The sequence below is a fragment of the Flavobacterium mekongense genome (assembly GCF_047038255.1).
GTDB lineage: Bacteria > Bacteroidota > Bacteroidia > Flavobacteriales > Flavobacteriaceae > Flavobacterium > Flavobacterium mekongense.
The window spans coordinates 2,839,359-2,862,616 of sequence record NZ_CP174374.1; the positions used below are offsets into that span (position 1 = coordinate 2,839,359).

A 23,258-nucleotide genomic window follows, 5' to 3' on the forward strand; every position below is an offset into this window, starting at 1 on the left:
AAAAACCCTTTCCGATTGGAAAGGGTTTTTTTATATCAAAAAAATAAAATTAAATACCCGCAATCAATTTTATTTCATCAATGATTCTCAAAGCTAAAGAATCAGCCGCCTCTTGTGAAGGCGCTTCCGTGTAAATACGAATTATAGGTTCGGTATTCGATTTACGCAAATGAACCCATTCGGTAGGAAAATCAATTTTTACTCCATCAATAGTAGAGATATTTTCGGTCTTGTATTTGTTGGTCATAGCGGTTAAAATGACATCTACATCAATTTGTGGCGTCAGTTCTATTTTATTTTTACTCATGTAATATTGAGGATAAGATGCTCTCAATTCGGCCACACTCATATCCAAATTCGCTAAATGCGTTAAAAACAAAGCCACACCTACCAAACTATCGCGTCCATAATGTAACTCAGGATAAATAATCCCGCCATTTCCTTCTCCGCCAATAATGGCATTAGTAGATTTCATCATTTCAACTACATTAACTTCCCCAACGGCACTGGCTTGGTAACTACCTCCGTGTTTTTGCGTTATATCTCTCAATGCACGTGAAGAAGACATGTTGGAAACGGTATTGCCCGGAGTTTTGCTCAATACATAATCGGCACAAGCTACCAAAGTATATTCTTCACCAAACATTTCACCGTCATTGGAAATAAAGGCCAATCGGTCTACATCAGGATCAACAACTATTCCGAAATCGGCTTTCTCTTCGACTACCAATTTACAGATGTCTCCCAAATGCTCTTTCAAAGGCTCGGGATTGTGTGGAAAATGCCCATTGGGTTCGCAATATAATTTTACGCACTCTACTCCCATTTGTTCCAATAACTTAGGGATGATGATACCCCCGGAAGAGTTTACCCCATCAACAACCACTTTGAATTTTCTTTTGGCTACCGCTTCCGCATCTACCAATGGCAATTTCAAAACCTCATCAATGTGAATATCCATGTAAGCATCATTGGCCGTAACTTCGCCTAGACTATCAACATCAGAAAAATTAAAAGCTTCTGCCTCTGCAATTTCTAAAATTTTAGCACCATCGGCACCGCTTAAGAACTCTCCCTGAGCGTTTAGTAACTTCAAGGCATTCCATTGTTTCGGATTGTGAGATGCTGTTAATATAATACCACCATCGGCCTCCTCCAAAGGAACGGCTACTTCAACCGTTGGCGTAGTAGACAACCCTAAATCGATTACATCAATGCCTAATCCTACTAAAGTATTAACTACTAAATTATGTATCATTGGACCGGAGATTCGGGCATCGCGACCAATTACCACTTTAAGTTTTTCTTTTTGAATGTTATTTTTCAGGAACGTTCCGTAGGCTGAAGCAAATTTTACGGCATCAACCGGTGTTAAATTGTCACCAACTTTCCCTCCAATAGTCCCTCGAATACCCGAGATAGATTTTATAAGTGTCATCTTTTGCTATTTTGATTTTGAAGTACAAATATAAAAAAGTTACTAAGGTACTAAGGTGCTAAGGTGCTAAGTTTTCAAAAGCTTGTACTAAAAAACAAACTTTACTATATTTACAGAAGAACACAGAGCAATTCTTAGTTTCTCAGAAACTTAGTACCTCAGCGCCTAAAAAACAAACATGAATTTCCTAGCCCACATCTATCTTTCCGGCGACAACGATTTGCTTAAAATCGGGAACTTTATGGCCGATAGTATTCGCGGGCACAAGTACGAGGAATACCCAGCCGAAATAAGAAAAGGAATATTATTGCACCGAGCCATTGACAGTTTTACTGATACACACCCGATATACCGACAAAGCAAGCACCGATTACACGAAAAATACGGACATTACTCAGGTGTGATTATGGACATTTTTTATGACCATTTTTTAGCCAAAAATTGGTGCGACTATCACAATGAAAAACTTGAAGACTACGCAGAAAATTTCTATGCTTTGCTGAAAAACCATCGCGATATTCTCACCGAAAACATCAAAAATATGTTGCCTTACATGATTGGTCGTAATTGGTTGGTGAGTTATGCCTCAATTGAAGGCTTGAAAACGATACTGTTTCAAATGGATCACCGCACAAAAAATAGAGTAGCTATGCATGAATCGATTATCGAGCTTCAACAATTTTATTCCGAATTTGAAAATGAATTCAAATTGTTCTTCGAAGCTTTACGCGTCCATTGTCAAGAAAGACTATCCCAACTTTAACTTTGCTTTTTCCCATTGACAAATTGAATTTTGAAATCGTATCTTAGCCATTCAAAAGTTTATCCACAATGCCTTCAAACAAAGCTTCCCTTTTTAAAATTATTTTCAGAAGTATTTTCAGAAGAGTCGAAAATTTGGTTTTTCTTTTGAAAGACAAACTCAACGAGAGAAACTTTATCTATTTCGCTTGCGTTGCTGTGGCCATTACTTGTTCATTTGCCGTAATTCTGCTTAAAAGTTTTGCGCACAACATTTTTTTGTTGGCCAACGACATCAATGGTTTCTTGAAGTTGCCTTATATCAACAGTTTATTACCCATAGCCGGAATTTTACTAACAGTATTTGTGGTTCGCAATTTCCTAAATAATCATATCGAAAAAGGAAGTTCTAAAGTGCTTTACGCCGTAGCCAAAAAAGGCGGTATTATGCCTAAAAAGCAAATGTACGCACAAATAGTAACCAGCTCCTTAACCGTTGGCCTTGGCGGTTCTGCCGGATTAGAAAGCCCAATTGTAATTACCGGTGCAGCCTTTGGTTCTAACTTTGCGCAGAAATACCATTTGTCACAAAAAGACCGCATCTTACTGTTGGCTTGTGGTGTAGCGGCCGGAATTGGTGCAGCGTTCAATGCGCCTATTGCCGGGGTTTTGTTTGCTATTGAAGTAGTTTTAACCGATATCTCCATAGCGGCTTTTATTCCTATCATCATTTCTGCTGCAACCGGTGCTTTAATTTCCACCATTTCATTAAGTGATGATGTAATTCTGAACTTTCAACAAAGCTTAAAGTTTGATTACCACAATACGCCTTATTATATTTTACTCGGAATTCTAGCCGGATTGACTTCAGTATATCATGCCAGAAATTTTCAAAAAGTGGAAAAGTTCTTCGGCTCTTTTAAAAATAAAGGATATCGCAGGGCTTTGTTTGGTGCAATCCTATTGGCAATACTTATTTTCTTTTTCCCAACCCTTTTTGGAGAAGGTTATGAAAGCATCCGAACCTTAGCTTCTAAAAATCCCGAAATTTTACTCGACAACACCATGCTCGAACGTTTCAAAAGCGAATGGGTTTTATTGGCATTTGTTGGAGTAACGATGTTATTGAAAGCCTTTGCCACCGGATTAACACTGGGAAGTGGCGGAAACGGTGGGAATTTTGCGCCATCACTGTTTGTAGGTTCTTATTTGGGTTACTTTGTGGCCAAGTCTATTAATTTACTTAACTTCACACACCATTTGCCCATTGCCAATTTTACCATTGTTGGTATGGCCGGAATCCTGAGTGGCTTGTTTCATGCGCCTTTGACAGCCATCTTCCTTATCGTAGAGATTACCGGTGGTTACGATTTAATGGTACCGCTAATGATAGTATCTTCCATCAGTTTTGCGGTGTCCAAACAATTTGAAAAGCATTCTATGGATGTAAAAGGTTTGGCTGATAAAGGCGAAGTTTTTACCAGCGACAAAGACAAAAACATCTTGCAAAGTATTAACTTTTATAATTTGGTCCAACAACACTACAAAACCCTAAGCCTCAAAGATTCTCCTAAAACAGTAGTAGAAATTTTCTCCACCAGTGACCAAAAAATAATTCCGATTGTAGATGAAGACAGATCTCTTATAGGCTTGATTGATTTTGAAGACGTGAAGGCTTTTATCTTTAATCCGAATCATGTCAAGTTTATGACCTTATCGGAAATTATGAGTCAGCCTAAAGAGTTAGTCCTTTTTGAAGACAAGCCAGAGAAAATCATGAAACTGTTCGAAACTTCCGGCGCCACTATTCTACCGGTAATCTTCAAAGGAAAATACTTCGGATTTCTCTCTAAAATTGATGTCCTTGAAAGCTATCGCCACCGATTGAAAGAGATGATAATCGAATAGCTTTTTAACAACAACTTCTCAATTGTCTATTCGATAATTCTTTTCAAAAGCTTACCTTTGCTTCCGAAATTTCGGAATGCCAAATTGCTATGCTAGAAACAGAAAATACGATTGAAGTACTCGGTGCCCGTGTGCATAATTTAAAGAATATTGACATTACCATTCCCCGTGAAAAATTGGTTGTGATTACCGGTCTTTCCGGTTCGGGTAAATCGTCATTGGCTTTTGATACCATTTATGCCGAAGGGCAACGCCGTTACATTGAAACATTTTCCGCTTACGCACGCCAGTTTTTAGGCGGTTTAGAGCGTCCGGATGTGGATAAAATTGACGGTCTTTCTCCCGTAATTGCCATCGAACAAAAAACCACCAGTAAAAGTCCGCGTTCAACCGTTGGCACCATCACCGAAATTTACGACTTCCTGCGTTTGCTTTACGCACGTGGCGGAGAAGCGTATAGTTATGTTTCGGGAGAGAAAATGGTGTCTTATTCCGATGAGCAAATTAAAGATTTGATTATCCAAAACTTCAGCGGCAAACGCATCAATATTTTGGCACCGGTGATTCGTGCTCGTAAAGGACATTATGCCGAACTATTCCAACAAATCACCAAACAAGGTTTCTTAAAAGTTCGTGTAAATGGTGAAGTACAAGACTTGCTTCCCGGGATGAAATTAGACCGATACAAAACCCACGATATCGAGATTGTCATCGATCGAATGGTAATTGAAGCGAATGAAGACAACGAAAAACGATTAGCCGAAAGCATCAAAACAGCGATGTACCACGGCGAAAATGTTTTGATGATTTTGGACCAAGACACGAATGAACTGCGCTATTTCAGTCGGAATTTAATGTGTCCGACCTCCGGAATCTCCTACCAAAATCCGGAACCGAACTTGTTTTCCTTCAATTCGCCTAAAGGTGCTTGCGAGGAATGCAAAGGTTTGGGAACCGTACACCAAATCAACCTCAACAAAATTATTCCAAATCCAAAATTATCCATCAAAAACGGTGGTTTTGCGCCGCTGGGTGAATACAAATCATCGTGGATTTTTAAGCAATTGGAAATCATCGGAGAAAAATTCGGATTCTCTTTAACCGATGCCATAGCAACAATTCCGGAAGAAGCCATGCAAATCATCTTGTACGGCGGAAAAGATAAGTTTACAGTAGCGTCCAAAACCTTGGGCATTACCAAAGAATATAAAATTGAGTTCGAAGGGATTTCGAATTTCATCAAAAACCAATACGACGAAAGTAATTCGACTTCAATCAAACGTTGGGCAAAGGACTTTATGGACGAAATTGAGTGTCCGGAATGTCACGGTTCTCGTTTGAAAAAAGAAGCGATGTATTTCAGAATACACGAAAAAAACATCTTTGAATTGTCGACTATGGATATTTCGGATTTGTCGGCTTGGTTTGACGAATTAAGCCAACATTTATCGGACAAACAAACCATCATCGCCTCTGAAATCGTTAAAGAAATCAAAGACCGTTTGCGCTTTTTGGTGAACGTTGGCTTGAATTATTTGTCCTTGAACCGCAGCTCTAAATCGCTTTCGGGCGGTGAAGCGCAGCGCATTCGATTGGCCACACAAATTGGCTCTCAACTCGTTGGCGTACTATACATTTTGGACGAACCGAGTATTGGCTTGCACCAAAGAGACAATGAAAAGCTCATTCAATCGCTGGAACAGTTACGCGACATCGGGAACTCGGTTTTGGTGGTGGAACACGACAAAGACATGATCGAACGCGCCGATTATGTGATTGATATTGGACCGAAAGCCGGAAAATTCGGAGGACAAATCATCAGCCAAGGAACGCCGAAAGAACTTTTGAAAGAACAAACCATCACAGCCCAATACTTAAATGGTCAAATGGCGATTGAAGTGCCGAAGAAGCGTCGCGAGGGCAATGGCAAAACCCTCAAACTAACCGGTGCAAGCGGCAATAATTTGAAAAACGTTTCGATTGAATTGCCGCTCGGAAAACTCATTTGCGTAACCGGTGTTTCGGGTAGCGGGAAATCGACATTGATTAACGAAACGCTGTATCCGATTTTGAATGCGCACTTTTTCAATGCTGTAAAAAAACCGCAACCTTATAAAAAAATCGAAGGCTTAGAACATATCGACAAAGTAATTGATATTGACCAAAGTCCGATTGGCCGTACGCCTCGTTCCAATCCGGCGACTTATACCGATGTGTTTTCAGAAATCAGAAGTTTGTTTACCCAAACGCCGGAAGCCATGATTCGCGGCTACAAAGCCGGACGTTTCAGCTTTAACGTTTCGGGCGGAAGATGTGAAACCTGCGAAGGCTCTGGTGTGCGTACTATTGAAATGAGTTTCTTGCCCGACGTATATGTAGAATGCGAAACTTGCCAAGGGAAACGTTTTAACCGTGAAACTTTAGAAATTCGCTACAAAGGCAAATCGATTTCGGATGTGTTGAACATGACCGTGGATGAAGCGGTAACCTTCTTTGAAAACATCCCGAAAATTTACCGCAAAGTCAAAACGATACAAGATGTTGGTTTGGGTTACATTACCTTAGGACAGCAAAGTACCACGCTTTCAGGCGGTGAAGCGCAACGCATCAAGTTGGCTACCGAATTGTCGAAAAAAGACACCGGCAATACGTTTTATATTATGGACGAACCTACGACCGGTTTGCATTTTGAAGACATTCGTGTGTTGATGGACGTAATTAACAAATTGGTTGACAAAGGCAATACAATATTGATTATTGAGCACAATATGGACGTGATTAAACTAGCCGATCACATCATTGATGTTGGCTTGGAAGGCGGCAAAGGCGGTGGTGAAATCTTGTGCGTAGGAACACCGGAAGAAATCATCAAGAACAAAAAAAGCTATACCGCTCAATTCTTGAAAAAAGAACTAAATTAGTAGGCTGTTTTTAGCCCGGATTGCAACAGAAATCCTTTTGTTTTGTCATGCTGAGCTTGTCGAAGCACAAAACAAAAGATTGCCGTGGAAAGCCGGAGATAGCTTCAAAATAAAAATTAAAAAAAATTACTATGGCATTTGAACAATACGAAAATGAAGACCACAGAATACAGGAAAAATTAAAGCAAAAAACCTGGAATGAGATAAGAACCAACGACTCATGGGCGATTTTTAAAATCATGTCGGAGTTTGTGAACGGTTACGAAAGCATGGCGCGCATTGGTCCGTGTGTGTCTATTTTTGGTTCTGCCCGAACCAAACCGGATACGAAATACTATTTGTTGGCTGAGAAAATTGCATACAAAATCAGTAAAGCCGGATATGGCGTAATCACGGGCGGCGGTCCCGGAATCATGGAAGCCGGAAACAAAGGTGCGCACAACGGCGGCGGAACTTCGGTAGGTTTGAACATTGAGTTGCCTTTTGAGCAGCATTTTAACCCATACATTGACAAAGACAAAAACCTGAACTTTGATTACTTTTTTGTGCGCAAAGTGATGTTTGTGAAATATTCACAAGGTTTTGTGGTCATGCCGGGCGGCTTTGGGACTTTAGACGAATTGTTTGAAGCAATCACCTTAATCCAAACCAAGAAAATCGGTCGTTTTCCTATTATTTTGGTAGGAAGCGAATTCTGGTCGGGTTTACTCGATTGGATCAAAGCGACTATGATTGAAAAAGAGCACAACGCCAGTCCGGAAGATTTGAACTTGATTAAGATAGTTGACACCGAAGATGAAGTGGTAGAGGTTTTGGACAATTTCTACAAAAAATACAATTTGAGTCCGAATTTTTAATAAAATCCCAATCCCGAAACTTCGGGAGAAATTCCAAATTCCAAAAAACAGCTTTATTTGGAATTTGGAATTTAATTTTTGATTTTTAGTTTGCTATGTTTTTCAACTCGCTCCATTTTGCTGTTTTCCTGCCCATCGTTTTTTTGATGTATTGGTTTGTGGGCCAAAAATCGAAAATCAACCAGAATTACATTTTAATTTTGGCGAGTTACTACTTCTACTCCTGCTGGGATTGGCGGTTCTTGTTTTTGTTGGTGTTCTCTACGCTACTCGATTATTTTTCGGCTATACAAATTGAAAAAAGCGATACGCCACAACGGAAAAAACTTTGGCTTTGGCTTTGTATTTCCATCAATTTAGGGTTCTTAGGCGTTTTTAAATACTACAACTTTTTTGCCGAATCGTTTGCCGAGTTGTTTACGGCTATCGGCTTTAAAGTCAGCCCGCTTTTATTGGACGTGATTTTGCCGGTTGGGATTTCTTTCTACACATTTCACGGCTTGTCGTACATCATTGATATTTACTACGGTCGCATCAAATCGGAAAAAAACTTTGTCGATTATTCGCTGTTCGTGAGTTACTTTCCGCTCTTAGTGGCCGGACCGATTGAACGCGCGACGCACTTGTTGCCACAACTGAAAAAGCGCCGCAAATTCGACTTCGAAAAAGCCAAAGAAGGCGTTTACCAAATTATTTGGGGATTGGTTAAAAAAGTGGTTATTGCCGACACCTGTGCGGTGTATACCAATGGTATTTTTGAGAATTACAATTCGATGAACTCACTTTCCCTGATGCTGGGCGCCATTTATTTTGCATTTCAGATTTACGGTGATTTTTCGGGCTATTCCGATATTGCCTTGGGAACTTCTAAATTGTTCGGCATCGATTTGTTGAAGAACTTTAACTTCCCCTATTTCTCTCGCGATATAGCGGAGTTTTGGCGTCGTTGGCACATTTCACTTTCGTCTTGGTTCAGAGATTACTTGTACATTCCGTTAGGTGGCAGCAAAGGTTCGAAACTATTTCAAATTCGCAATGTGATGATTATCTTTTTGGTCAGTGGTTTTTGGCATGGCGCGAATTGGACGTTCATTGCTTGGGGATTGATTAACGCCCTGTATTTTATTCCGCTGATGGTGCTCAACAAAAACCGCAGCAATATGGACAGCTTTCAATTGACGTTGAATTTTGATTCGCTACGCATTCTAATCAACATCATCCTGACCTTTGCCATTACCTGTGTGGCGTGGATTTTTTTCCGCTCGAAAACCATACAAGACGCGTTTGCCTACATCTCCAGAATGTTCACCGAAGGACATTTTACCGAGCAATATTTCAAAATTGAGCGTTACACCACCGAATTGTGGAGTTTATTGTTGATTTTTGTTTTAGTCGAATGGAACAGCCGTACCAAAATTGAACCCATTTCGGGGAAATACAGTTGGATAAAAATGAGCTTTTGTTTAGCGGCTATTTTGGCCTTAGGCGTGTTTTCGGATTATAAAGAATTTATCTATTTCCAATTCTGATGAAACGATTTTTCCAATTTTTGCTCAAAAGCTTGGCGGTGCTGTTACTCACCATGATCGTGCTGGACGTATTGTATACAGTGGTTTACAAACAATCGGATGATCGCAATAAAATCAGCCATTTGTACCATTCCGAAAACCAACAATACGATGTGGTTTTTTTGGGTTCTTCTCGAGTGAACAATCATTTTGTTCCAAAATATTTTAACGACAGAGGTTATAAGACTTACAACTTCGGTATCACGCGTTCCCGTTTGGAAGAATCGGCCTTAATGTTAAAATTGATGGTTGAACGCAACTATGTAATCGATACACTCATCCTTCAGGTAGATTTGAACATCAACACCAATGACCATTCCGAAGCGATACGTTCTTTGTTTATGCCGTACCTTCACCAATCGAAAACCATACGCGAACATTACAAAGACATTCCGGAATACAACGAGCTGCTTTTGGTGCCGTTTTACCGCTACATGCATTATGATGCGCGCATCGGATTTAGGGAAATGTACGCTTCACTTGTTCATAAAGAAACCAATGCTTTGCATCGGGACGGATTTAATGCTTTAACCAAAAATCAGAGACCAATGGTAGCCGCCGATTTATCGAAATATTATCCGAAGCGCAACAAAGCCTATGAAGAAATTAAGGCCGTTTGTAAAGCCAACAATATTCACTTAATAGCCGTGACTACGCCTATGTGCATGAGTACGATTAATCGAGCGTATTTTAACCATATCCAAAAGGTATATCCGGAGATTTATCGTTTGGAAGATGCGGTGACTGATGACCAATACTTTTCCACTTGCGGTCATTTGAATGAAAAAGGCGCAATAGAATACACCAAGGCTGTTTTTGACCAATTCTTTAAACCCCGAAATTAACGTTGAAACAACTGACCTACATACTTTGTTTGCTTAGCGGTTTGGCTTGGTCCCAACACCATTCAAAATTGGTGGCCGAAGTGAATCCCGAAACCAAAGTAATTACCGTAGTTCAGGAGTTGACTTTTAACAATACCACTAAAGACACACTGACTAATTTTGTTTTAAACGATTGGAATCAGGCCTATCACGATAAAAATACCCCTATGGCCGGTCGATTTTCGGACGAGTTTGAGCGTAGTTTCCATTTGGCCAAAGAGAAAGAGCGCGGTCGAACCTCTAACATCACCATCGTCGACGACCAACAATCGATACTGACTTGGGAAAGAGACAACAATTTCCCTGATGTGATACAGGTTCGTTTGAAAGAAAAACTATTGCCCAACCAAAAAGCGACTTTCAAACTCACCTATTTCATTAAAGTGCCCAGTGCAAAATTCACCGGTTTCGGCTATGGTGATAAAGGCAAAATGAATCTGAAAAATTGTTTTCTCACTCCGGCTCGATATGAAAACGGCGCTTTTGTGAAACACAACAACCTCAACTTAGACGATATTGCTAATGCTATAAGCGACTATGATTTAGAAATCAAAATTCCTTCAAATCTGGTAGTTGACACCGATTTGAATGAAGTTCAAAAAGCTACAGTCGGCAACCAAACACTTTATATACTTACCGGAAAAAACAGGCTTCTTGTTAATTTATTTGTGGACGAAGCACGAGAGTTTGCAGTGTATAAAAATGAACATGTAGCGGTAGTTTCCAATCTCAGAGACGCGCGTTTAACCGATATCCAACGCGCCATTGTAATTGACAAAGTGGTGAACTATGTTGCTGAGAATTTAGGCACTTATCCGCATGAAAAAATTACGGTTTCTCAGAACGACTATGACCGAAATCCATTTTACGGTTTGAACCAATTGCCCAATTTCATCAGTCCTTTTCCTGATGAATTTATGTATGAAATCAAATTTTTAAAAACATACCTCAACAATTACCTACATACGACTTTACAACTAGACCCGCGAAAAGATGCCTGGATTTTCGATGGCATTCAGGTTTATACGATGATGCAATACATAGAAGAATTCCATCCTGAAAGTAAAATGATGGGCAGCGTGGCCAAAATGAGAATGCTGCGTGCTTACAATTTGGTCAGTTTGGATTTCAACGGGCAGTACAGCTATTTTTACATGTTGATGGCTCGTAAAAATTTGGATCAACCCTTAGGCGCACCTAAAAACACTTTGATTAAATTCAACGAAAAAATCGCCTCTAAATACCGAGCCGGATTGAGCTTAAAATACTTAGACAGTTATTTGGAAAATCAAGTAGTCCCTAACAGCATTCGTTCCTTCATCCTATTGAACAAAGAGCGACAAACCAACAAAAATGATTTTGAACTTTTGTTAACCAAGAATTCTCCCAAAGCCATTCCATGGTTTTTTGATAAAATCATCAACTCCCGCGACATTATCGATTTTAAATTTGACAAAGTGAGTCGCACCAAAGACAGTATTACATTTTCGTTAAAAAACAAAACCGAAACCCAAGTTCCCATACCAATTTACGGGATTAAAAACAAACAAGTCGTCTTTAAAAAATGGATAGATACTTTCCCAAAAGACAGTCTGTTTACCATTCCGAGAAATGAAGCCGATAAGATAGTCATCAATTATAAAAACGAAGTCCCTGAGTTTAATTTGAGAAACAACTGGCAATCGTTGCGCGGCTTTAGGTTGAACAGTCGCCCAATTAAATTTATTTTCTTCAAAGATTTGGAAGACCCGAATTACAATCAAATAGTGTACATTCCGACATTAGAATATAACTTGTACGATGGTTTGTTGCCTGGCATTCGATTTCATAACAAAACCATATTGGACCGACCGTTTAATTTTGATGTTAACCCAACTATTTCCACCAAAACACAAAGTTTGTCCGGGAAAGCCAATTTTGCCGTGAATCAATTCAACCGCAACAGCAGTTTGTACAATATTCGCTACCAACTCAATGGTCATTACTTGCATTACGCGCCCGATGCATACTATACCAAAATCAACCCAATGGTATTTTTACGTTTTCGTCCGGATGATTTCAGAAACAACAAAAAAGAGAATCTTATCTTCAAATACATTATGATTGACCGAGAAAAATCGGCTTTCACTGTAGATGAAAACACTGAAAACTACAAAGTTTTTAATGCCAAATATTACAACGGAAAAACCGAAGTTACCAAACATTATAACTTTTTGGCCGATTTGCAATTGTCGGGTTCTTTCGGAAAATTAGACGGAGAAATTCAGTACCGTAAACTCTTTAACGACAAACGTCAGCTCAATTTACGTTTGTTTGCCGGTACCTTTTTGTACAATAACAATGTTTCCACTTACTTCGATTTTGCTTTAGACCGACCCACCGATTATTTATTTGAACACGATTACTTAGGCCGTTCCGAAACCACGGGTTTGTTTAGTCAACAATCCATTATAGCTGATGGTTTTTTCAAATCGATGTTGGAAGTTCGCAGCGCCAATCAATGGATGACTACTTTAAATGCCAGTACGAATATTTGGAACTGGATTGAAGTATACGGCGATGCGGGTATGATTAAAAACAAAAACACTTCGCCTCAATTTGTGTACGACAGCGGTGTTCGTCTTAATTTAGTAACCGATTACTTCGAATTGTATTTCCCGGTTTACTCCAGTAATGGTTGGGAAATCGGCGAAAAGAATTATGGAGAACGCATCCGTTTCATTATTACTTTTAATCCTGATACCCTCATCGGACTTTTCACCAGAAAGTGGTTTTAACCTCTCTCTGACCCTTGCAATTATTACATTATTCTTTACGATATTTAATTATCTTTAAATATTCATCAATCATCTTTAGTTTTTGAACTGTAAAATTATCGATAGTTAAATTATATTTTATCAACAGTATGCAAAAACTTGCTGCTTTTTATTTAAATTTGTTTTTTTTAGAAACAAATGCACCATGACTGAAGCACAAACCAAAACCGAAATAACCTTCGAAGATTTTAAAGCAGAAGTACTCAATGACTACCGCATTGCTCGTGTAAGTCGTGAATGCAGTTTATTAGGCCGAAAAGAAGTATTGACCGGAAAAGCCAAGTTCGGTATTTTCGGCGATGGAAAAGAAGTACCGCAATTGGCCATGGCCAAAGCATTTCAAAATGGCGACTTCCGTTCGGGCTATTACCGCGATCAAACTTTTATGATGGCGATTGGCCAACTAACCATTGAGCAATTCTTTGCCGGTTTGTATGGTCACACCGATTTGGCGCACGACCCTATGAGTGCCGGACGTCAAATGGGCGGACACTTTGCCACACATTCCTTAGACGAAAACGGCAATTGGAACAACCTAACCCAACAAAAAAACTCCAGTGCCGATATTTCGCCTACAGCCGGTCAGATGCCGCGTTTGTTAGGTTTGGCACAAGCGTCAAAAATATACCGCAACGTTCGCGGTTTGGAAGATTTTACTAAATTCTCCAATCAAGGAAACGAAGTGGCTTGGGGAACCATTGGTAACGCCTCAACTTCTGAAGGGTTGTTTTTTGAAACCATCAATGCGGCCGGTGTTTTACAGGTGCCGATGGTGATGAGTGTTTGGGATGATGAATATGGGATTTCCGTACATGCCCGTTATCAAACTACTAAAGAAAACATCTCCGAAATATTAAAAGGATTCCAACGCGATGGCAACAACAATGGCTATGAAATCATGACTGTAAAAGGTTGGGATTATCCGGCATTGGTAGAAACCTACCAAAAAGCATCGGCTATTGCCCGTGAAGAACACGTTCCGGTTTTAATACACGTAAGAGAGCTAACGCAACCTCAAGGTCACTCGACTTCGGGTTCGCACGAAAGATATAAAAACGCTGATCGCTTGGCTTGGGAAGCTGAATTTGATTGTTTGGCCCAGATGAGAAACTGGTTGCTGGACAACAATTTGGCTACCACTGAGGAATTAGACCAAATAGACAGCGAAGCCAAAAAAGAAGTTTTAGAAGGCAAAAAGGCGGCTTGGACTGCTTTTGTTTCGCCTATCAAAGCGGAGCAAAACGAATTGGTTGCCTTGTTAAATGCCATAGCCGAAACCAGCGCCAACAAAGTATTCATAGAGCAATATGCCTCAGAATTATCGGCTATCAAAGAACCTATTCGCAAAGACATCTTGACTACGGCACGCAAAGTATTGCGCATGATTGTTAAAGAAAGCGGACAGTCGCAATTAGCCACTTGGATTACGAATTACACGAATAAAATCCAACCGAAATTCAGTTCGCACCTTTTTTCTCAATCTGACAAAGCGGTATTATGTGCTACTGCTGTAGCGCCAACTTATGATGAAACTGCCGAAGAAGTCGATGCCCGATTGGTACTGCGCGATAACTTTGATGCCATCTTTAACAAATACCCTGAAAGCTTAATTTTTGGAGAAGACAGCGGTAATATAGGCGATGTAAATCAAGGTTTGGAAGGCATGCAGGAAAAATACGGCGAATTGCGTGTGGCTGATGCCGGCATTCGTGAAGCCACTATTTTAGGGCAAGGTATCGGAATGGCGATGCGCGGCTTGCGACCTATAGCTGAAATTCAATACTTAGATTATTTGTTGTACGCCATTCAAATCATGAGTGATGACCTGGCTACGCTACAATACAGAACCCACGGCCGTCAGAAAGCGCCGTTAATCATCAGAACACGTGGCCACCGATTGGAAGGCGTTTGGCATTCGGGTTCGCCTATGGGCATGATTATCAATGCGATTCGCGGTATACACGTTTTGGTTCCAAGAAACATGACTAAAGCCGCCGGATTTTACAACACTTTACTCGAAACCGACGAACCGGCTTTAGTAGTAGAATGTTTGAACGGCTATCGTTTGAAAGAGAAAATGCCGACCAATTTGGGTGAATTCAAAACACCGATTGGTGTGGTAGAAACCCTTAAAGAAGGTAACGACATTACCATTGTTTCCTACGGTTCCACTTTACGAATTGTGGAGCAAGCAGCCAAAGAGTTATTGGAAGTTGGCATTGATGTGGAAATCATTGACGCCCAATCATTATTACCGTTTGATGTCAACCACGATTGTGTGAAGAGTATCGCTAAAACCAATCGTTTGTTAGTTGTAGATGAAGATGTTCCCGGTGGTGCGAGCGCTTATTTATTGCAACAAATTATCGATGAGCAAAACGGCTATCAGTACTTAGACAGCCAACCGCAAACCTTAGCTTCTAAGGCACACAGACCAGCTTATGGGACGGATGGCGACTATTTTTCCAAACCATCTGCAGAAGATATTTTTGAAAAAGTATATGCGATTATGCATGAAGCCAAACCGGAACAATATCCGAGTTTATATTAAAAGAAAAGGAACCTAATGGTTCCTTTTTTTTATGACGTTTTGTGAAGCACTTCGACAGGCTCAGTGTGACATCGTGCATTGTTATTATTCAGTCTTAAAAGAACAACTCCTCTTCAACCCATAAAAGCCAATTGATTACGCAACAGTCACCCTGAGCCTGTCGAAGGGCAAAACTCATAACTCATAACTCATAACTTATAACTCCTAATTATTATCTTTACCAAAAATTAAAAACCATGCAACATATTATCGACCGCTTTATCAGCTATGTCACTATCGATACCGAATCCGACCCGAATTCAAGCACTACACCGAGTACCAAAAAACAATTCGATTTGGCCAATAAATTGGTAGAAGAATTGAAAGCCATCGGCATGAAAGAAGTCACTATCGACAAACATGCTTATGTGATGGCAACTTTGCCTTCTAACGTCAAAGAAAAAGTGCCGACCATAGGTTTTGTAGCGCATTTTGATACCACGCCTGATTTTACAGGTAAAGACGTAAAACCGCAAGTGATTCACAATTACAATGGTGGTGATATCATTTTGAATAAGGAGCAAAACATCATTTTATCGCCTAACTACTTCAAAGATTTATTGCAGTATAAAGGCCAAACCTTGATTACTACCAACGGATTGACTTTATTAGGAGCCGATGACAAAGCCGGAATCACCGAAATCATGACGGCTATGGAATACTTGATCCAACATCCTGAAATTCCACACGGCAAAATCAGAGTTTGTTTTACACCCGATGAAGAAATTGGTCGCGGTGCCGATTTATTTGATGTTAAAAAATTCGGAGCCGATTGGGCTTATACGATGGACGGCAGTCAGATAGGCGAATTAGAATACGAGAACTTTAACGCTGCCGGTGTCAAAGTGACTTTCAAAGGAAAATCGGTGCATCCGGGTTATGCCAAAGGAAAAATGATCAACTCGATGTTGTTGGCCAACGATTTCATCAACGAATTGCCCAAAGGCGAAACACCACAAGAAACAAAAGGCTACGAGGGCTTTTTCCACGTAACAGGATTAACCGGTAGTATCGAAGAAACCAAATTGGAGTTGATTATTCGTGACCACGACATGAAGAAATTCATCAAGCGCAAGGAATTGGTACACAAAATCACCAAAAAATTCAATAAAGCTTATCAGAAACAATTTGGAGAAGACATCGTGATTTGCGAAATCAAAGACCAATACTACAACATGAAGGAGAAAGTAGAACCGGTAATGTTCATCGTAGATTTGGCCGAAAAAGCCATGAAATCTTTAGGTATTAAACCTTTGATTAAACCAATTCGCGGCGGTACCGACGGTTGTCGCTTGTCGTACATGGGCTTGCCTTGTCCTAATATTTTTGCCGGTGGGCATAACTTCCATGGCAAATATGAATACGTTCCTGTTGAAAGCATGCAAAAAGCGGTGGAAGTGATTGTTAAGATTGCTGAATTGACGGCTACGACTGACTTTGCCAAAAAGGGAAAGAAGGAGAAAAAGAGCAAGAAGAAATAAGTACGAAGTACGATTTAAGATGAAAGAACCTAAAAACCCTTGGAGAAAGAACGAAATTTGGGACGAAGCCATAGAAAAACTTCGTGCTATAGTTTTGAAAACCGAATTGGTTGAAGCCCAAAAATGGGGTGGCGAAGTCTATACCTTAAACAACAAAAATGTAATTGGTATAGGTGGTTTCAAGAATTATTTTGCGTTGTGGTTTTTCAATGGTGTTTTTTTAAAGGATGAGGCCAACGTATTGGTCAATGCCAATGAAGGCGTAACCAAAGCCTTGCGACAATGGCGGTTTTCGGATGTTGCCGAATTGGATGAAAAATTGATTCTAAAATACATCAATGAAGCCATAGCCAACGAAAAAGCCGGTTTATCCGTTAAGCCCGAAAAGAAGGAAGCCATGCGATGCGAATTCTTTCAAACTGCATTGGATAAAGATGTCGTTTTAAAAACTGCTTTAGAACAACTAACACCTTTCAAACAAAAAGAATATTGGGAATATATGGCCACGGCCAAACAAGAAAAAACTAAAGTTACCCGATTGGAAAAAATCACGCCGATGATATTGGAAGGCAAAGGGTTTAACGATAAATACAGGAAATAAGTTGAAAGTATGAAGTGAAAATAAAAAATCCCAAATACCATATGGTGTTTGGGATTTTACTTTGTACTTCGCACTTTTAATCTCGCATTTTGATTTATGCTTTTTTATTCAAGGCTTGTGTTAGTTCTAATGAAATGGCTGAACGCTCGATTTTTAATTTGCCCGACATGGTTTCGATCACTACTGTAGTTTCGGCTAATTCTGAAATCTTTCCGTGAAAACCACTTTTGGTGATGATTTTATCGCCTACTTTTAAAGCCGCTTCAAATTCTTTTTCTTGTTTTAATTTCTTTTGTTGTGGGCGAATCATAAAAAAATAAATCACCACAAACATTAATAAAAAGGGTAAAAAACTGGTTAATTGTTCCATAATAATTGTTGGGTTTTAGTTCTTTTGAGGAACTTCTATGTTAGCATTAATTCTTAAAATTTTATTTCCTTCCCGGGTATTGCACAAGATAGTAACCGTTTTGTTTGTATTACCTTGTTTCCCTTTGGAATCGAAAGACACTTTGATATTTGCGGTTTCACCTGGTTTGATAGGCGTTTTGGGATAATCAGGCACTGTACAACCGCAAGAACCACGGGCAGAGGTGATGATTAAATCGGCTTCTCCGGTATTTTTGAATTTGAAATCGGTACTTACTTTATCCCCTTGTTTGATGGTTCCGAAATCGTGCGCTTCTTCTTGAAAAGTCATTTCTGCATACTTCCCATCAGATGGTAATTGGGCTGAAGAGGCCTCTACTGCTGTTGGTTCCGGTCTTTGAGTCGAAACAGTATCTAACAAAACTTCTTTGTCGTTAACATTTTCGTTTTTACAAGCGGTTGTTAAAGCTAATAAAGCAACCACTAAGAGTACATTGCATTTTACTTTCATAATGTATAAATTATAATAAACCTCTACCGGTTTTTTTGATTTTGTTTTCGGCTTGGAATTCTTTGACCAAGTTGTCTAAAATTCCATTGATAAAAATACTGCTTTTGGGAGTAGAATATTCTTTAGCAATTTCCAGATATTCGTTAATGGTAACCTTGATAGGAATAGACGGAAACTTTAAAAACTCACAAATGGCCATTTTTAAGATGATGGTATCAATTTCAGCTATACGATCGGCATCCCAATTAGGGGTTTTATCAATGTATTCTTTAGCCAACTCCACTTCATTTAACACCGTTTTTCTGAATAAATTCCCCACAAATTCACGGTCTTCTTCGTCTTTGTAAAGTTTTACTATTTTAAAATCATCTTTGGTAGTAAATTGCTTGAGCTGTTTTTGAATTTGGGTATTCACTAACGGAATGTCATCTATCCAAGTTAGTTTGTGGTCTTCCAAATACTCATACAATTTTTCGTTAGGCGCAATCAACTCGGTGAACATATCCAACACAAATTGTTTGTCTTCTTCAAACGTATTGGTGCGATTGCTCATGTATTTGGCGTACAACTCACTTTGCTTAATTTCGTTTAGAAGAATCAAAATATAATCGTCGTTGAGCGACCAATTATTGATTTTTCGGCTTTCCAAGGCAATACTGAGAGAGCTGTTATCTTCTAACTGAAGTAAAACGGCATTGTTAACAAATTTAAGGTTGGGATTTTTCTCTTCGGGTGTAGCCAAGTGTTTGTTTTTGGAGGCTTCCAAAAAAATGATTTCTTTTTTGCGAATCTCCGTCAAGGAAGACAACATGATCAAATACAAATCCTGGATATTATCAATACTTTGGATTAGGAATTTCTCCTCTTTTTCTAACTCTTCAGAATTTTTTTGATGCATAGCATAAATAGACTGCATCACTTTTACTCGAATATGTCTTCTGTTTAACACGGATAAGAACTTTTAAAAATTAACAAAGCGAAAGGAGTTCTTTCGCTTTGCAAAAATAGGAATATTTTAAAATTTTACTACTTATTTAGCAGCGTTTTCTTTTTTTCTTTGGTCGATTCTGTTTTGCGCAATTTGCATGGCCGCTTGTTGTGTGGTCATGTTGTTCACCTCCGCAAAGTTGAAAATCTCTAAAGTTGTATTATAGATGTTCTCCGTCATTTTCATGGCTTGGTCTTTACCGTATTTTACGATTTCGCCGTAAACATTGATAATACCACCGGCGTTGATTAAGAAATCTGGTGCATACGCTATACCTCTTTCTCTTAAAATCTGACCGTGAACCGCTTCAACCGCCAACTGATTGTTAGCCGCACCTGCAATTACTTTAGCTTTGATTTTGTGAATCGTTTCATCGTTAATGGTAGCTCCTAAAGCACAAGGCGAATAGATATCCACATCGGCTGCATATAAATCGGCTCCAGTGAAAATTTTAGCACCGTATTTAGCCACCATATTTTCCATTTTATCTTGGTGGATATCGGATACAAATACCTCAGCCCCTTCTGTTCTTAAATAACTGATTAAGGTTTCGCCCACGTGACCGGTGCCTTGTACCAACACTTTTTTACCTTCTAAATTGTCTGAACCGAATTGGTATTTGGCGGCGGCTTTCATTCCCATATAAACGCCGTAAGCCGTTACCGGAGAAGGATTTCCTGAACCACCAATGGATTCAGAGATACCGGTAACATAGTTGGTTACTTTGTGAATTCTGTCCATGTCCTCGGTAGTTGTTCCAACATCTTCGGCGGTAATGTATTTTCCACTTAATGAGTTTACAAACTCACCGAAACGCGTAATCATCTCAGGGGTTTTATCCGCTTTAGAATCGCCAATAATTACTGCTTTTCCTCCGCCTAAATTCAAGCCGGTGATGGCAGATTTATATGTCATTCCGCGAGAAAGTCTCAAAACATCATTTAAAGCTTCCCATTCGTTAGCGTATTTCCACATTCTTGTTCCTCCAAGCGCCGGACCCATAACTGTATTATGAATACCAATAATTGCTTTTAAACCTGTATCTTTGTCGTGACAAAAAACAATTTGTTCATGATTGTCAAAAGAAAGTTGACCGAAAACTGGGTCCATTTTTTTGAGCTCAACCGGTGTGGTGATTTCTGATGTCATATTGCAGTAGTATTAATTTGAGACTTTTTAAAAAAGTCGGTACAAAAATAAAATATTATTCAACAAATCGCTTCAATATGAGCAATAATTAGTAATTTGTTAATAAATTCAATTTTAAACAAGAATACAATAATTTATTTATTCGCAAAAAAATTAACAAAACAAACCCCAAAAAGCCCATTTCTTTAAATTCAAGATGAAAGAACTTCAATATTTAAACAAATATTTTATTAAATACAAATTCCATTTTTTATTAGGAATTTTTATCACTATTGTAGCTCAAATTTTTTCTTTATTCACTCCGAAGCTTGTCAGTCAGTCGTTTGAAGCCATCGAAAGTTTTCACAACAACAAAATAAGTAATGAGCTAATAAAATCAGAATTAATTCACAACATCCTTTGGATATTAGGCACCACTTTAATAGCCGGCGTTTTGCAATTTTTGATGCGACAAACCCTGATTGTAATGTCGCGTCACGTAGAATTTGATTTAAAAAACGAAGTCTTCCAACACTACGAAATATTAGACCAAAATTTCTACAAAAGCAACCGTACCGGCGATTTGATGAACCGCATCAGTGAAGATGTTGCTAAGGTACGCATGTATGTTGGCCCGGCTGTAATGTACACCATCAATACATTCATCCGTTTTGCCATCGTCATCATTTACATGTATAATGTATCGCCTTTACTAACCTTATATACCCTATTGCCGCTACCGCTATTGTCTTTCATCATCTTCCGATTGAGTTCTGAAATCAACAAACGCAGTACTACTTTCCAACAATACTTATCTAAGATTTCGAGTTTTACTCAAGAAATTTTTTCAGGTATTCGTGTGGTCAAAGCCTATGCCTTAGAAAGGCAATACCAAGATGAAATTGTTGATTTGGCTCAGGAAAGCAAAACCAAAAGTATGAGTTTGGCCCGAGTACAATCGCTGTTCGGTCCGCTTATGATTGCGCTGATTGGCGTGAGTAATTTGGTTGTGATTTATTTTGGCGGGTTAATGTACATTCAAGGCGACATTAAAAGTATCGGTACTATAGCCGAATTTATTCTTTATGTAAACATGCTAACTTGGCCGGTGGCATCTGTTGGCTGGGTATCTTCGTTGGTTCAGGAGGCAGAAGCTTCGCAAAAACGCATCAACGAATTTTTAAAAGTCAACCCCGATATTAAAAACAATGTAAACGAACCGACCAAGATTGAAGGCGAAATAGCGTTTAAAAATGTAAGTTACACCTACGATGATACCGAAATTAATGCCTTAAAAAACATTTCTTTTACTGTTAAAAAAGGTGAAACCCTGGCTATTTTAGGACAAACCGGTTCCGGAAAGTCGAGCATCCTTTCTTTGATTACCCGTATGTACGATATCAAAGAAGGTCAAATCACCATAGACGGAAAAGCCATTGATCAGGTAAATTTATACGATTTGAGAAACAGTATTGGTATAGTCCCGCAGGATGCTTTCTTGTTTTCTGACACGATTAAAAACAACATCAAATTCGGTAAAGAAAATGCCACTGACGAAGAAGTGATAGCAGCTGCTAAAAATGCCGTGGTTCACGACAACATCATGAACTTTAACCAACAATATGAAACCATATTAGGGGAACGCGGCATTACACTATCAGGCGGACAAAAGCAAAGGGTTTCAATTGCACGAGCCATCATCAAGAACCCCGAAATATTGTTGTTTGACGACTGCTTATCGGCAGTAGATACTGAAACAGAAGAACAAATTTTGAACAATTTGCTCCAAATATCCAAAGACAAAACCACTATTATTGTCAGCCATAGGGTTTCTTCTGCCAAAAATGCTGATAAAATCATTATACTCCATGAAGGCCAAATTATTCAAGAAGGTTCTCATAATCAATTGGTAAACCAAGAAGGCTATTATGCCGAGCTCTATCAGAAACAACTTTCGGAAAAAGAATTAAATTAAATTGTTGTTTCGTAACAAAAATTTTACCATTTTTGAACTATAGAGAAACCTTTTTAATTGACCGAAAGAATATGAGAGAAAATGATATGTTAGAAAAAGATGAGATTTTTTCTAAAGTTTTAAGAGCCGGAAGAAGAACTTATTTCTTCGATGTGAGAGCTACCAAGGCAGACGATTACTACATTACCATTACCGAAAGCAAAAAATTTACCGAAGAAGACGGTTCTTTTCACTTCAAAAAACATAAAATTTATTTGTATAAAGAAGATTTTGCTGCTTTTACTGATATTTTAGATGAAATGACCGCTTACGTGTTAAACCACAAAGGTGAAGAAGTAATTTCGGAAAGACATCAAAAAGACTTTAAAAAAGAATACCACGAGAATACCGAATCTGCAAAACCAACTTCGGAGAAAAGTTTCACCGATATTGATTTTGATGATATTTAAAATTAAAGATAATTGTTAATTAATATAAGTCTG

The 23,258-nt window shown here is 39.0% G+C and carries 17 protein-coding genes; 12 read left to right on the forward strand and 5 right to left on the reverse strand.

Features of this window, described 5'->3' with window-relative positions; all coding sequences use genetic code 11:
• Positions 1-49 precede the first annotated feature (49 nt).
• Complete coding sequence (glmM, locus tag ACJG85_RS12350; protein ID WP_412476540.1) at positions 50-1,438, reverse strand: phosphoglucosamine mutase; 1,389 nt, start codon at positions 1,436-1,438, stop codon at positions 50-52.
• A gap of 178 nt (positions 1,439-1,616) precedes the next feature.
• Between glmM and ACJG85_RS12355 the strand changes: the two genes are divergently transcribed.
• From ACJG85_RS12355 to ACJG85_RS12400, 10 genes are all read left to right on the forward strand, one after another.
• Positions 1,617-2,201, forward strand: coding sequence for an ACP phosphodiesterase (locus tag ACJG85_RS12355; protein ID WP_412476541.1), 585 nt, complete (start codon positions 1,617-1,619; stop codon positions 2,199-2,201).
• Positions 2,202-2,269: 68 nt separating this feature from the next.
• Positions 2,270-4,087: a chloride channel protein gene (locus tag ACJG85_RS12360; protein ID WP_412464359.1), complete on the forward strand. Its 1,818-nt coding sequence runs from the start codon at positions 2,270-2,272 to the stop codon at positions 4,085-4,087.
• A gap of 89 nt (positions 4,088-4,176) precedes the next feature.
• Entirely contained in the window at positions 4,177-7,008 is a 2,832-nt protein-coding gene (gene uvrA, locus ACJG85_RS12365; RefSeq protein WP_412476542.1) for an excinuclease ABC subunit UvrA, read from the forward strand.
• A 131-nt stretch (positions 7,009-7,139) separates the two neighbouring features.
• Complete coding sequence (locus ACJG85_RS12370) at positions 7,140-7,865, forward strand: TIGR00730 family Rossman fold protein (RefSeq protein ID WP_412464362.1); 726 nt, start codon at positions 7,140-7,142, stop codon at positions 7,863-7,865.
• 95 nt (positions 7,866-7,960) lie between these two features.
• Complete coding sequence (locus ACJG85_RS12375) at positions 7,961-9,394, forward strand: MBOAT family O-acyltransferase (protein ID WP_412476543.1); 1,434 nt, start codon at positions 7,961-7,963, stop codon at positions 9,392-9,394.
• Positions 9,394-10,278, forward strand: a complete 885-nt coding sequence (locus tag ACJG85_RS12380) for a hypothetical protein (protein WP_412476544.1) — start codon at positions 9,394-9,396, stop codon at positions 10,276-10,278. The genes ACJG85_RS12375 and ACJG85_RS12380 overlap by 1 nt, the downstream gene beginning before the upstream one ends.
• 2 nt (positions 10,279-10,280) lie before the next feature.
• A complete protein-coding gene (locus tag ACJG85_RS12385) occupies positions 10,281-13,094 on the forward strand; it encodes an aminopeptidase (protein WP_412476545.1) in 2,814 nt (937 codons plus the stop codon).
• Between the two features lie 184 nt (positions 13,095-13,278).
• The gene (locus tag ACJG85_RS12390) at positions 13,279-15,684 is read left to right on the forward strand and encodes an alpha-ketoacid dehydrogenase subunit alpha/beta (RefSeq protein ID WP_412476546.1); all 2,406 of its coding nucleotides are present in this window, start codon (positions 13,279-13,281) and stop codon (positions 15,682-15,684) included.
• Positions 15,685-15,920: 236 nt separating this feature from the next.
• Positions 15,921-17,204, forward strand: a complete 1,284-nt coding sequence (gene pepT, locus ACJG85_RS12395; RefSeq protein ID WP_412476547.1) for a peptidase T — start codon at positions 15,921-15,923, stop codon at positions 17,202-17,204.
• Between the two features lie 19 nt (positions 17,205-17,223).
• Positions 17,224-17,805, forward strand: a complete 582-nt coding sequence (locus ACJG85_RS12400) for a YdeI/OmpD-associated family protein (protein ID WP_412476548.1) — start codon at positions 17,224-17,226, stop codon at positions 17,803-17,805.
• A gap of 94 nt (positions 17,806-17,899) precedes the next feature.
• Here the strand turns inward: ACJG85_RS12400 and yajC are convergent, their stop codons facing one another.
• The 4 genes from yajC to ACJG85_RS12420 all read right to left on the reverse strand — a co-directional run bounded on the left by yajC (position 17,900) and on the right by ACJG85_RS12420 (position 20,822).
• A complete protein-coding gene (gene yajC / locus ACJG85_RS12405) occupies positions 17,900-18,175 on the reverse strand; it encodes a preprotein translocase subunit YajC (protein WP_295337114.1) in 276 nt (91 codons plus the stop codon).
• A 15-nt stretch (positions 18,176-18,190) separates the two neighbouring features.
• Positions 18,191-18,685, reverse strand: coding sequence for a DUF1573 domain-containing protein (locus tag ACJG85_RS12410; RefSeq protein WP_409680806.1), 495 nt, complete (start codon positions 18,683-18,685; stop codon positions 18,191-18,193).
• A gap of 10 nt (positions 18,686-18,695) precedes the next feature.
• Complete coding sequence (gene nusB, locus ACJG85_RS12415; RefSeq protein WP_409680865.1) at positions 18,696-19,601, reverse strand: transcription antitermination factor NusB; 906 nt, start codon at positions 19,599-19,601, stop codon at positions 18,696-18,698.
• Between the two features lie 114 nt (positions 19,602-19,715).
• On the reverse strand, positions 19,716-20,822 hold the full coding sequence (locus ACJG85_RS12420) for a Glu/Leu/Phe/Val dehydrogenase dimerization domain-containing protein (RefSeq protein ID WP_409680809.1): 1,107 nt from the start codon (positions 20,820-20,822) through the stop codon (positions 19,716-19,718).
• 196 nt (positions 20,823-21,018) lie between these two features.
• Here ACJG85_RS12420 and ACJG85_RS12425 point away from each other — a divergent pair, with 196 nt between their 5' ends.
• Positions 21,019-22,776, forward strand: coding sequence for an ABC transporter ATP-binding protein (locus ACJG85_RS12425; RefSeq protein WP_409680812.1), 1,758 nt, complete (start codon positions 21,019-21,021; stop codon positions 22,774-22,776).
• A 71-nt stretch (positions 22,777-22,847) separates the two neighbouring features.
• Positions 22,848-23,225 carry a PUR family DNA/RNA-binding protein gene (locus ACJG85_RS12430; RefSeq protein ID WP_409680868.1) on the forward strand — a complete coding sequence of 126 codons (378 nt, stop codon included), beginning with the start codon at positions 22,848-22,850 and terminating at the stop codon, positions 23,223-23,225.
• The last annotated feature ends 33 nt before the right edge of the window (positions 23,226-23,258 follow it).